Source organism: Mesorhizobium sp. WSM4820, from assembly GCF_055811075.1.
In genome coordinates, this window is sequence record NZ_JBVVQN010000019.1 from 67,057 (window position 1) to 78,638 (window position 11,582).

Sequence of the window (11,582 nt, forward strand, 5' to 3'; positions counted from 1 at the left end):
AGATGATGAGCCTCCTGCCTCTGTCATCTGGTTGTCACATACCCGCCATATACATCGATAATTCCGGATTCTAGGATACATGGATAAGAACACCGCTCTTCTCGCATTGGCAGCGCTTGGCCAGGACACCAGGCTCGAAGTGTTTCGCCTGCTGGTGCGGGCGGGCGCGGACGGTGTGCCAGCCGGCGAGATCGCCGCGCGCCTCGGTGCGGTGCAGAACACCATGTCGGCGCATCTGAAGGTCCTCGACCATGCCGGCCTGGTCCGCGCCGAGCGCGACGGCCGGACGATCCGCTACGTCGCCGACATGACCGGCTTTCGCGATCTGCTTGCCTATCTCATGGAGGATTGCTGCAACGGCGCGCCGGAGCTCTGCCAGCCGGTCATTCAGGCCGTGACTTGCAACTGCTAGAAGGGAGGACCACCCCATGAATGACCCTTACAACGTGCTTTTCCTGTGCACCGGCAATTCGGCACGGTCGATCCTTGCCGAAGCGATCCTCAACCGTGTCGGCGCCGGCAAGTTCAGGGCCCATTCGGCCGGATCGCACCCGAAGGGAGAGGTCCATCCCTACGCGCTCCAGCTGTTGAAAACCCTCAACCACGACACGTCCTTCGCCCGCTCAAAAGACTGGCAGGAATTCGCGGCTCCTGGCGCCCCCGAGATGAATTTCGTTTTCACCGTCTGCGACAACGCGGCCAATGAAGCCTGCCCGGTCTGGCCGGGACAGCCGATGACCGCGCATTGGGGCGTGCCCGACCCGGCCGCCGTGGACGGCACCGACGCCGAAAAGCATCTGGCCTTTGCCGAAGCCTATCGCATGCTCAACAACCGGATCTCGATCTTCGTCAGCCTGCCGATGAACACGATCGACAAGCTCGCCCTGCAGAAACGGCTCGATGAAATCGGCCGCGATCTGCCGAAGGCCGGCTGACATCATGGCGGCTGACCTGTCCCGCCGCATCGTCGCGGAAGCGCTCGGCACGGCAATGCTGGTCGCGACGGTCGTCGGCTCCGGCATCATGGCGGATCGTCTGACGGACGATGTGGGTCTCTCCCTGCTCGGCAACACGCTGCCGACTGGAGCGATTTTGGTGGTGCTGATCACCATACTCGGACCGATTTCCGGGGCGCATTTCAATCCGGCGGTGACGCTGGTTTTTGCCCTCAGGCGGGAAATCGAAGCGAACGCTGCACTGGCCTATGTGATCGCCCAGATTGCCGGCGGCATCGCCGGAACGCTGCTGGCGCACGCCATGTTCGAACTGCCAATTCTCCAGATCTCGCAAACCGTGCGGACCGGAAACGGACAATGGATTGCGGAACTGGTGGCCGCCTTCGGCCTGGTCTTCACCATTCTCGCCGGTCTTCGCTTCCGTTCGGATGCCATTCCATGGCTGGTCGGCCTCTACATCACCGCGGCCTATTGGTTCACGGCCTCGACCTCGTTTGCCAATCCGGCAGTCGCCATTGCCCGGGCGGTTTCCAACACCTTCGCGGGCATCCGGCCGATAGATCTGTCGGGGTTTATTGTCGCCGAGCTGCTGGGCGCGCTGCTTGCGATGGCGTTGGCAGGATGGCTGCTCGCTGAACCCAAGCCAATCAGACAGATGAGAGCCGCGAAATGACCATCACCATCTACCACAATCCCAACTGCGGCACCTCGCGCAACACGCTCGCCATCATCCGGCAGTCCGGCGAAGAGCCTGAGGTGATCGAGTATCTGAAAAACCCGCCGTCGCGTGAACGGCTGGTCGAGCTGATCGCGGCGATGGGGATGACGCCGCGCCAATTGCTGCGCGAGAAGGGCACGCCTTACGCCGAGCTCAATCTCGGCGATCCCAAATGGACCGACGACGAGATCGTCGATTTCATGCTAGCGCATCCGATCCTGATCAACCGGCCGATCGTCGTGACGCCGCTTGGCACCATGCTTGCTCGGCCGTCCGAAGCGGTTCTCGACATCCTGCCCAATCCTGAGATCGGGCCGTTCACCAAGGAAGACGGCGACGTCGTCATCGATGCGCAGGGCAAGCGCGTTGCCTGACCTAGTGTCCGAAGACTCGCTTCCGAACGTCGACGAAGACCAGTTCCGGCCGATCGACCTGCAGGCGCTGCTCGACGTGCCGCGGTCGATCCACAAACCTCGCGTGCTGATGCTCTACGGCTCGCTGCGCGAGCGGTCCTATTCGCGGCTTGCGACGGAGGAGGCAGCTCGCATTTTGCGCCGCCTGGGCGCCGAGGTGCGCATCTACAATCCCGCCGGCCTGCCGCTGCCGGATTCGACCTCGGCCGACCACGCCAAAGTCCAGGAGCTGCGAGACCTGTCGATCTGGTCGGAAGCACAGGTCTGGTGCTCGCCGGAGCGGCATGGCTCGATGACCGGAGTGATGAAGGCGCAGATCGACTGGCTGCCGCTGTCGGCCGGCGGCGTCAGGACGACGCAGGGCCGCACGCTCGCGGTGATGCAGGTGTCGGGCGGCTCGCAGAGTTTCAACGCCGTCAACCAGCTTCGTCTCGTCGGCCGCTGGATGCGGATGATCACCATCCCCAACCAGTCGTCGGTAGCCAAGGCTTTCAACGAGTTCGACGAGGCCGGCCGCATGAAGCCGTCGCCGTACTATAACAGGATCGTCGACGTGATGGAGGAGCTGATGAAGTTCACGCTGCTCTTGCGCGATCGGTCCGCCCATCTCAAGGACCGTTATTCAGAGCGTGTCGAAAGCGCCGAAGCGGTTGCCGAGCGGGTCAATCAGCGGTCGATTTGAGAGCGGGTGTGGTTGCTAATTCGATAATTTTCGAAATAGGTATTGACGCGGCGTTGTCTCAGCGCTACCTTGTTTCCATGAAACTCGAACAAGCAGCAAAACAGCTCGAAGCGCTCGGCAATCCGACGCGGCTCAAGCTTTATCGCACGCTGGTGCGGGCAGGCGAAACCGGGAGACCGGTCGGTTATCTCCAAGAAGCCCTCGGCATCGCTGCGTCGACGCTGTCGCATCATCTCCACCGGCTCATCCTGACCGGCCTGGTCACCCAGGAACGCCAGGCAACGACGCTGATTTGCCGTGCCAATTACCCTGTGATGAACGATCTCCTTGGCTTTCTTGCCGATGAATGTTGTGCCGATGCCGCATGCGGCCCGGCTGTCGGGGAGGCGGCTGCATAACTCTTTTTTTGACTGGTATTTCTATAATCCTAGAAACATAGAAGGGGTGTCATGGTTTCTGAAAACGATCTCCCGATCGCTATCATCGGCGGCGGACCTGTTGGCCTGGCGGCGGCCGCCCAACTGGTCAGCCGTGGCCTTCCGGTTAGGGTTTACGAGGCTGGTTCTTCTGTCGGCTCGAACCTTCGGGATTGGGGTCATGTCCGGGTTTTCACGCCATGGCGTTATTGTGTCGATGCGGTCGCCCGAAAACTTCTCGAGAGCCATGGCTGGCAAATGCCGGAGCCGGAGGCGTTCCCCACCGCCGATGAGATCGTCGACCAGTATCTCGCGCCGCTGGCCAAGCTTGCCGAACTGGCGCCGTCGATTGAGACCAATGCCTGTGTTGTCGCCATTTCCCGCTGGGGAGCCGACAAGGTGTTGAGCAAGGCGCGGGAGACGCGGCCGTTCATGCTTGTGGTCGAAACGGTGGAAGGCACGCGCCGGGACAGCGCCCGTGCCGTGATCGATGCATCCGGCACCTGGCAGACGCCGAACCCGCTCGGTGCGGGTGGCTTGCCGGCCGAAGGTGAGAGGGAATTTGGCGACCGCATCGCCTACGGCATCCCAAATGTTCTCGGCCGCGACTGTCATCTCTATGCAGGTCGCACGACATTGGTGGTCGGCGCCGGCCATTCCGCTGCCAATGCCTTGCTGGAATTGGCGAAGCTTGCGCAAACCGAACCGGGCACTTCGGCACTATGGGTGACACGCGGCACCGACCTTGTCCGCATCTATGGCGGCGGCGATGCCGACGCCCTGCCGGCGCGCGGCGAGCTTGGTTCGGATGTCCGGGAGCTCGCCGAGAGTGGCCGGGTGCGGCTGGTGACCGGCTTTGCGATTGTTGCTATCCGTGAGGTCGACGGCCGCCTCGCTGTCGAAGGCCAGGCAAAGGACGGGTTGCGCACGCTCGACCCCGTCGACAGGATCATTGCCGCGACGGGGCAGCGCCCCGATCTTGCCTTGACCCGGGAGCTTCGGCTGGACCTCGATCCGTGGCTCGAAGGCGTCAAGGCGCTCGGACCGCTCATCGATCCCAACGAGCACTCATGCGGCGATGTCCCGCCGCATGGTCATCGCGAGCTCAGCCACCCAGAGCCCGATTTCTACACGGTCGGCGTCAAAAGCTATGGCCGGGCGCCGACATTCTTGCTGCTGACCGGCTATGAGCAGGTCCGCTCGGTCGCCGCGGCGATCGCCGGCGACATGGCTGCCGCCGATGCCGTGCAGCTGGTGTTGCCCAAAACCGGCGTCTGCACGGTGCCGGTGTCACTTTCAGGCGCGTCGTCCCAAGGTTGCTGCGGCGGACCCGTGCCGGCTGCTGTCGATGCCTGTTGCGTCGACGATGCCAAGGCAAAGGCGAGCGGCAAGTCTGGGTGCGGCTGTGGCAGCACGCAAGCAATCGCAGCAGTGCGCAGCGGCGATCTTGAGATCGCCGCTCCATGATCGACCGGAAAATCCCGGCTGCCGCACTCTGGGCGTTGGGGCTGACGCAGATCATCGGCTACGGCACGCTCTATTACAGTTTTAGTATCCTGGTGCCGTCGATCGCGCTCGAGTTCGCCTGGCCGGAACAATGGGTTTTCGGCGCCCTGTCGGCGTCGCTGCTGGCGGGTGGCCTGTTTGCGCCGACAGCCGGGCGCTGGGCCGATCGTTTCGGCGCCGGCCGGGTGATGACCTTTGGTTCGCTTGCGGCCGCAGCAGCGCTTGTCGCTTGCGCGATAGCACCCGGCCGGGTGAGCTTCGTGCTGGCCTTGATGGTCATGGAACTGGCGTCCGCTTTCGTGCTCTACAGCGCCGCTTTCGTCGCCATCGTCCAGATCGGCGGCGCCAGGGCGCAGCGCAGCATCACCCATCTGACGCTGATCGCCGGCTTCGCCTCCACCCTGTTCTGGCCGCTGACGGCCGCACTTCACGAATACCTGAGCTGGCGCGAGGTCTATCTGGTCTTTGCCGGCATCAACGTCGCCATCTGCTTGCCCATCCATGCCTGGCTGGCACGACTGTCGCGTCGAGTGGACAAAAACGCTTCGGCGACACCTGCGGCCATTGGGCCGGCGGGCGGGCCGGTTGCCTTCACCGCGCGCGACCGCAGCAGAGTGTTTCTACTCATGCTTGGCGGCTTCGCGATCGAGGGTTTTGTGCTGTCCTCGATCCTCGTTCACATGGTGCCGCTGACGGCGGCGCTCGGGCTTGGCTCCGCCGGGCTTGTCGTCACCACGCTTTTCGGCCCGTCCCAGGTGGCAAGCCGGCTGATCAACATGCTGTTCGGCGGCCGGCTGGCGCAGACCTGGCTCGCGGTGATCGGCGCGACATTGTTGCCGCTCGGCCTTGTCGTCCTGCTGGCGACGACACCGTCGGTGGCCGGCGCCATCGCCTTCGTCATCCTGTTTGGATTGGGCTCGGGCCTTACCAGCATCGTCGGTGGCACGCTGCCGCTGGAACTGTTCGGACGGGAGCGCTACGGCGCCCGGCTCGGCTGGGTGACGGCCGCGCGTCAGTTCTCTTCAGCACTTGCGCCATTTGCCCTTGCCATGGCGATGGCAGGCTTGGGCGTCCAGCCATCGCTCTGGTTCACCGCTGCAGCAGGCATGCTCGGCATACTGGCTTTCTCGGCAATCATCCTGATCAGACGGCAGCCCCTCGCGCCTGTGATGCTTACGTCAACGAACTGACGCCGCGCGCAGCGTCGAGCTGTGCGCAACCCGAAACCGCCGGCCATCGGCGCTCGACGGGCTGTGATGCGGTTGATAAGCCCTCTCCCTAAGGAGAGTCGAGACATGACCGTTGCGATCGAGATGGGCCACACGACCGCAGGCGCCCCGGCGGCGCTGGATCTTGAGGAGCTGCTGGCGACGCGCCTTTTGGTGCAGGGCAATTCGGGCTCCGGCAAATCCCATCTGCTGCGCCGGCTGCTGGAGCAGAGTGCCCCTTGGGTGCAGCAGACCATCATCGACCCCGAAGGCGACTTCGTCTCGCTGGGCGACCGGTTCGGCCACTTGGTGATCGATGCCGAGGAGCATACCGAGCGCGGCCTGCAGAGCGCCGGCGAGCGGGCGCGCATCCACCGCGTCTCCACGGTGCTCAATCTCGAGGGGCTCGACGCCGAGAACCAGATGCGCCGCGCCGCCGCCTTCCTTGGCGGGCTTTTTGAGGTCGCTCGCGACCACTGGTACCCGATGCTGGTGGTGGTGGACGAGGCGCAGCTGTTCGCGCCGGCTGTGGCCGGCGAGGTTTCCGACGAGGCGCGCAAGCTCTCGCTTGGCGCCATGACGAACCTGATGTGCCGAGGCCGCAAACGCGGGCTTGCCGGCATCATCGCCACTCAGCGGCTGGCCAAGCTCGCCAAGAATGTCGCCGCCGAGGCTTCCAATTTCCTCATGGGCCGGACTTTTCTCGATATCGACATGGCGCGCGCCGCCGACCTTTTGGGCATGGAGCGGCGCCAGGCGGAGGCTTTTCGCGACCTGGAGCGCGGGCAATTCATGGCGCTCGGCCCGGCGCTGTCGCGCCGTCCGCTCGGCTTGCGTATCGGCCCGACCGACACAAGTCCGCGCAATGGCACGCCGCGGCTGATGCCGCTGCCGGAAGCAGCCCTTGAGGACGCACGCGCCATCATCCTGGCAGCCCCGCCGCCGGAAACTGTCCGGCCGCAGCGCCGGTCGTCGCCGGACCTTCTCGATCAGCTGATGGCGGCGAAGTCGGCGGCGCTGGAAATCCGCCCCGAACCGGCGGAGCCGCCGATCAGCGCCGAGGATTTGGCGGAGCGGCGTGAGCGCGTCGACCGTGTCCTGCGCGCCGTTCTGGCGCAGCCCGACGCGGGCTTCCGGGTCATCGGCGTGCTTTATCAGGAGTTCGTGGTCCGCTGCCGGATAGAAGGCCTCGCCTCGGTGGTGCCGGACCTGCCCGCCTTTCGCCGCATGCTGACGCGCGCCCGCGCCGGCCTCGGCTCCGACATGGCAGGGGATGACGCCTGGCAGGACGTCTCGGCGCGAGCCTCGCTGCTGCCCGAGGATATGCAAGGCGTGTTCATGATGATCGCCCGCGCGGCGAAGGAGGGCTGGCCCTGCCCGAGCGACGCGGCGATCGCCCGCGCCTACGGCTCGCACTCGCTGCGCCGCGCCCGGCGCCTGCTGACCTATATCGAAGAGCAGGGGCTGATCGTCTGCCAGCTCGACGGGGTTGGAAGGCGGACGGTGACGCTGGTGGAATTGGCCTGGGCGACGGCGCCGGGGGATCCCGGTGCTGCGGAGGTGGAGCAGGGGCGTTTGGCTGTGTGAGGCGGCGGCCGAGCGCGCAAGGGAAATGCCACGCATCAAGGCGATGTATGGCCAAGCGGCAGGTACAGCGGCGAGTCTTTTTTGCGCAGCTAGGGCCTTGGCTCGCCACAGCTCTTCTGCCCGGTCTTCATCATACGCCGACGATTGGCGCGACGCAGATCCGCCTATTGTAAATTGTTCGACGCTACAGCACTCCCTCCTGCCGACGGCGCTTCACATATCTTCTAAATTACCCGCGGGTCGGTTTGCTAATGAAGAGATCAGCCCCGATCAACTGACGAATGACAAGAAATACGGCAGCACTGTAGCGCAAATAGCCGCCGAAACTACGCTACCGCCGCCGATTACCCCCTTCGGTTCATTCTGTTGACATCCCCTGCTTCTGGAGAGATGGTAAGATACTACGCGGCGGCCCTTTTTCCGAAGATTTTATTCTGCAGCTTCATCAAAGGATTTCGGCAATGCGTTTGTCTCGATCGCGCCGACTTATGGCCATCGCTTTGACGGCAATCGCAGCCGTTCCCTCTTCTGGACATGCCGAGGACAAGCTGCTGACGGAAGCGGTGCAGTTCAACGGTACGATCCTGTATCTCTCCACCGAAGTGCCTGGCCTGATCTTCGGCGCCGTGCGCAACGGCGAGACGGCCTTGGCCGGTTTCGGCAAGATTGCCGACGGGAGTGAAAAAGTGCCCGACGGCGATACAATGTTCCGCATCGCATCCGTGAGCAAGGTGTTCTGCGGCAGTGTGCTTTCCTCGCTGGCGATCGACGGCAAGGTACAGCTCACCGACCGGCTGCAGGATCGCCTTGGCTGGGACGTCACGCTCCCTGAGAAGGATGGCCGCGCCCTCCGGCTGATCGATCTCGTCGCGCAAGCTTCCGGCCTTCCGCGGGAGGTGCCAGTGGCCGATGCGCCCCCCTCCGACCCCTTCTCTACGAACACCAAAGAGGCGCAGATTGCCGCCCTCAAGGACAATCCGCTGCTGTTCGCGCCGGGCACCGCCGTTCTCTATTCGAACTTCGGATACGACCTCCTTGGAGTGGCGCTCGCGAATGTCTCTGGAAAGCCTTATGCCGAGCTCCTTCGGGAGCGTGTCCTCGATCCTCTCGGCATGAAAGACACGGTTTTCAACGCAAGATCGGAGGACGAGCCGCGCCTGATGCAGGGCCATAACTTCGACGGCAGCGCCATGCCCATCGTGCCGACGAGCACAGCCATGGAGTGCGCCGGTGGATTGTACTCGACCGCGGACGACCTGCTGCGCTGGATGAACTGGCATGTCGAGAACAAGCCTTCTGCGACCGATGCCGAGTTGCGGCTTTTGAACCACGCGGCTTTTTTGTACCGGGACGGTCTCGGGTCGGTGGTGGGGCTGGATGACGGCGGCCCGATGGACGCCATGGGTCTCGGATGGGTCATCATGCTCCCCACCGAGCATAGCCCGCTCATCCTCCAGAAGAGCGGCGGCCTGCAAGGGATGTTTCTCTATGTTGCGATTGCACCGACACGCGGCGTCGGCGCTTTCTTCGTCATGAACCAATTCAATGCCGCCGGCTTCATGGCGGGGGTCAAGACGACGAACGATCTCGTCGCAGAGATCGCTCCACGCTGATTTTCGCGCTGATCAGGGGGAACGTGCGCGATGATTAACGCTGTGGAGGGGGCCTGACGGACCGCATGTTTGGTGGCAAGGCAAGCTCGACATCGGCTATTTCCGGCCGACGGCTTAGTTATTCCCTCCTGAGGACGACCACCGCATGGATAGGTCGCCGCGTGCAAGGTCAGGCCCAAGCGGCGCTTTTGATCTCAAATGTGGAGCTCTCTGGCTCGACTGTTCTGAGCTTGAAAGGGTCGATTGACCAAGCTCAGATTGAGCCGTAGCTTCAGATAGCGTGCGGCCTGGTTGTTTCAGCAGAGGCTCGCCTTGAGGGTACCGATGGCTGGCAGTGACGATGCGCGTCTGCCCAAGCAGGTAGGTCAGCCGGCGGCGCATCATTCTGCGTCGGCAACAGTGCGGCGACGCGAGCTTCTCATTGCCGTCTCGACGCTCGCAGCATTCTTCGGATTGCCCGCCGCGGCCCGTAGCCAGGTCGCCTTGAGCAGCGCGATCGAGCCCGGCGCGTTTCGCGAATTGACAGGCATACTGACGGGCATGTCGCCGAGCGACGCCACGCTGCCGGAATTGTTCCTGCAGGCATTCTCCGCTGACGCCGCCGATCTCGGAAAACTGCATGCGATCGTGACGGAACAGCCCGAGACAGAATGGGACAGCGCGATTGCGTCGGCGGGGCTGAAACCGCTGTCGGAATCGCTCATCCAAGCCTGGTATACGGGTAGCATCATGCACGGCTCGGAAGAACGCGTCCTTACCTATCTCGATGCGTTCGTCTGGCATGCCTGCGGTTACACCAAGCCGCCGACGCGATGCGACACGAATTTTGGCGCGTGGGCGAACGCACCACCGCCCGGACGGTTTTCCGAATGACCGCGCCGGCGTCCGCCGATGTCGTGTTTGTCGGTTCAGGCGTAGCCGCGGCGCTTGCCGGCGCGGCTATCGCGAAAGCAGGGTTCAGCGTGCTGTTCCTCGAGGCGGGACCGCGCGTCGATCGCGGCACCGCTGTGACACGATTCCAGTACTCGTCCGCGAAGGGCCAGAACTCGCCTTACCCCGACCAGCCCTATGCGCCGCAGCCGGAAGAATCCGACTTCTCCGCCTACTATGTCGAGGCTGGGCCGGACACCTTTAGGGGACAGCAGGCGAGGATCGTCGGCGGCACCACGTGGCACTGGGGCGGGCTCGCCGCGCGGTTCCGGCCAAACGATTTCAAGATGCACTCGAAGTTCGGCGTCGGCGTCGATTGGCCTATCGCCTATGGCGACATGGAGCCGTGGTATCAGGCCGCCGAGGAAGAGATCGGCGTCGCGGGCGACGACACCGCCGATTTCGGCGCGCCGCGCTCAAAGTCGTTTCCGATGCCACCGATCCCCATGACCTATGCCGACAAGCAGGTCGGCATCGCTGCCAAGGCGCTCGGCTACTCGGTGTTGCCATTTCCACAGGCGCGCAATTCGGTGTGGCGGGATGGCCGCCCGCAATGCTGCGGCAATGCGAGTTGCGTGCCGATCTGCCCCATCCAGGCGAAGTACGACGCGACGCATCATCTCGCCATCGCGGAGCGCGCCAGCGCGCATGTCGAGCCGCAGGCCGTGGTGCACGAGCTAGTCGTCGGTCCGGACAAACGCATTGCCGAAGTGCGTTACCGTCGCCCAGATCGCAGCGAGGGCAGCGCGACCGGAAAAATTGTGGTCATCGCGGCGCATACCATTGAGACGCCAAAGCTGCTACTGCTTTCGACGGGAGACAATGCGCCGACGGGCGTGGCGAACAGTTCCGACCAGGTCGGCCGCAATCTGCTGTCGCAGATCGATGTCGGCATTCAGGGACTGACCAGGGATCCCGTGTTCACCTATCGCGGACCGGTCTCGACCGGTGGCATTGCCGAGCTTCGGGACGGCGATTTCCGCAACGAGCGTGCCGCCATCGGCATCTCGCCTTCCAACGAGGGCTGGGCGCGGGCGGTCGGTCCGTTCCAGGCTGCGACGACCTTCATCAAACAGGGCCTGCGCGGCGATGCGCTGAAGGCGGCAGTCCGTTCGCACGTCGCGCGGGAGCTGATCATTGGCAGCTCTGCCGAAATGCTTCCCAATCCGGACAATCGCGTGACGCTGAGCAATCAGATGGACGGGATCGGCATTCCGCGGCCGAACATCGCCTTCAAGTCTGACGACTACACGGCGCGCGGGCTGGCGGTCGCGCGCGATGTGCAGAACAAGCTCATGGCTGCACTCGGCGCCACGCAGATCAAGCAGCTCGGCCCGATCGCTGACAGCGCGATCATGGGCGGCACGACACGCATGGGAGATGACCCGCTCACCTCGGTCGTCGACAGGGACCTGAAGAGCCACGACCATCCAAACCTCTACATCGTTGGCTCGTCCGTCTTCCCGTCCATCACGGCGAATGCGCCCACGCTCACCATTGCGGCGCTCAGTGCGCGCCTCGGCGCGCATCTCATCTCCCTGCTGAAGGCGTAG

The 11,582-nt window shown here is 63.9% G+C and carries 12 protein-coding genes; all 12 read left to right on the forward strand.

Going from position 1 to position 11,582, the window contains the following annotated elements:
- Positions 1–79: 79 nt before the first annotated feature.
- The 12 genes from AC0L2R_RS26270 to AC0L2R_RS26325 all read left to right on the forward strand — a co-directional run bounded on the left by AC0L2R_RS26270 (position 80) and on the right by AC0L2R_RS26325 (position 11,582).
- A complete protein-coding gene (locus tag AC0L2R_RS26270) occupies positions 80–412 on the forward strand; it encodes an ArsR/SmtB family transcription factor (protein WP_077380823.1) in 333 nt (110 codons plus the stop codon).
- Between the two features lie 16 nt (positions 413–428).
- On the forward strand, positions 429–935 hold the full coding sequence (locus AC0L2R_RS26275) for an arsenate reductase ArsC (RefSeq protein WP_473512349.1): 507 nt from the start codon (positions 429–431) through the stop codon (positions 933–935).
- A gap of 4 nt (positions 936–939) precedes the next feature.
- Positions 940–1,629 carry an aquaporin gene (locus AC0L2R_RS26280; protein WP_473512350.1) on the forward strand — a complete coding sequence of 230 codons (690 nt, stop codon included), beginning with the start codon at positions 940–942 and terminating at the stop codon, positions 1,627–1,629.
- Positions 1,626–2,048 (forward strand): arsenate reductase (glutaredoxin), encoded by a 423-nt coding sequence (gene arsC / locus AC0L2R_RS26285; RefSeq protein WP_473512351.1) that lies wholly within the window; start codon positions 1,626–1,628, stop codon positions 2,046–2,048. Before AC0L2R_RS26280 ends, arsC begins: the two co-directional genes overlap by 4 nt.
- Positions 2,041–2,769: an arsenical resistance protein ArsH gene (gene arsH, locus AC0L2R_RS26290; RefSeq protein ID WP_473512353.1), complete on the forward strand. Its 729-nt coding sequence runs from the start codon at positions 2,041–2,043 to the stop codon at positions 2,767–2,769. The genes arsC and arsH overlap by 8 nt, the downstream gene beginning before the upstream one ends.
- 77 nt (positions 2,770–2,846) lie before the next feature.
- On the forward strand, positions 2,847–3,167 hold the full coding sequence (locus AC0L2R_RS26295; protein ID WP_127315183.1) for an ArsR/SmtB family transcription factor: 321 nt from the start codon (positions 2,847–2,849) through the stop codon (positions 3,165–3,167).
- Between the two features lie 51 nt (positions 3,168–3,218).
- Positions 3,219–4,652, forward strand: a complete 1,434-nt coding sequence (locus tag AC0L2R_RS26300; protein ID WP_473512354.1) for an NAD(P)-binding domain-containing protein — start codon at positions 3,219–3,221, stop codon at positions 4,650–4,652.
- Complete coding sequence (gene arsK, locus AC0L2R_RS26305; RefSeq protein ID WP_473512355.1) at positions 4,649–5,881, forward strand: arsenite efflux MFS transporter ArsK; 1,233 nt, start codon at positions 4,649–4,651, stop codon at positions 5,879–5,881. The genes AC0L2R_RS26300 and arsK overlap by 4 nt, the downstream gene beginning before the upstream one ends.
- A 105-nt stretch (positions 5,882–5,986) precedes the next feature.
- A complete protein-coding gene (locus tag AC0L2R_RS26310; RefSeq protein WP_473512357.1) occupies positions 5,987–7,486 on the forward strand; it encodes a helicase HerA domain-containing protein in 1,500 nt (499 codons plus the stop codon).
- A gap of 488 nt (positions 7,487–7,974) precedes the next feature.
- Entirely contained in the window at positions 7,975–9,099 is a 1,125-nt protein-coding gene (gene ampH, locus AC0L2R_RS26315; RefSeq protein ID WP_473512359.1) for a D-alanyl-D-alanine-carboxypeptidase/endopeptidase AmpH, read from the forward strand.
- A gap of 324 nt (positions 9,100–9,423) precedes the next feature.
- Positions 9,424–9,972 carry a sugar dehydrogenase complex small subunit gene (locus AC0L2R_RS26320; protein ID WP_128173635.1) on the forward strand — a complete coding sequence of 183 codons (549 nt, stop codon included), beginning with the start codon at positions 9,424–9,426 and terminating at the stop codon, positions 9,970–9,972.
- The gene (locus tag AC0L2R_RS26325) at positions 9,969–11,582 is read left to right on the forward strand and encodes a GMC family oxidoreductase (protein ID WP_473512361.1); all 1,614 of its coding nucleotides are present in this window, start codon (positions 9,969–9,971) and stop codon (positions 11,580–11,582) included. The genes AC0L2R_RS26320 and AC0L2R_RS26325 overlap by 4 nt, the downstream gene beginning before the upstream one ends.

Excerpts from the sequence above, each read along its gene's own strand:
- AC0L2R_RS26270 (WP_077380823.1), top strand. The coding sequence starts at position 80 with ATGGATAAGAACACCGCTCTTCTCGCATTGGCAGCGCTTGGCCAGGAC.
- AC0L2R_RS26275 (WP_473512349.1), top strand. The coding sequence starts at position 429 with ATGAATGACCCTTACAACGTGCTTTTCCTGTGCACCGGCAATTCGGCA.
- AC0L2R_RS26280 (WP_473512350.1), top strand. The coding sequence starts at position 940 with ATGGCGGCTGACCTGTCCCGCCGCATCGTCGCGGAAGCGCTCGGCACG.
- arsC (WP_473512351.1), top strand. The coding sequence starts at position 1,626 with ATGACCATCACCATCTACCACAATCCCAACTGCGGCACCTCGCGCAAC.
- AC0L2R_RS26295 (WP_127315183.1), top strand. The coding sequence starts at position 2,847 with ATGAAACTCGAACAAGCAGCAAAACAGCTCGAAGCGCTCGGCAATCCG.
- AC0L2R_RS26300 (WP_473512354.1), top strand. The coding sequence starts at position 3,219 with ATGGTTTCTGAAAACGATCTCCCGATCGCTATCATCGGCGGCGGACCT.
- arsK (WP_473512355.1), top strand. The coding sequence starts at position 4,649 with ATGATCGACCGGAAAATCCCGGCTGCCGCACTCTGGGCGTTGGGGCTG.
- AC0L2R_RS26310 (WP_473512357.1), top strand. The coding sequence starts at position 5,987 with ATGACCGTTGCGATCGAGATGGGCCACACGACCGCAGGCGCCCCGGCG.
- ampH (WP_473512359.1), top strand. The coding sequence starts at position 7,975 with ATGGCCATCGCTTTGACGGCAATCGCAGCCGTTCCCTCTTCTGGACAT.
- AC0L2R_RS26320 (WP_128173635.1), top strand. The coding sequence starts at position 9,424 with ATGGCTGGCAGTGACGATGCGCGTCTGCCCAAGCAGGTAGGTCAGCCG.
- AC0L2R_RS26325 (WP_473512361.1), top strand. The coding sequence starts at position 9,969 with ATGACCGCGCCGGCGTCCGCCGATGTCGTGTTTGTCGGTTCAGGCGTA.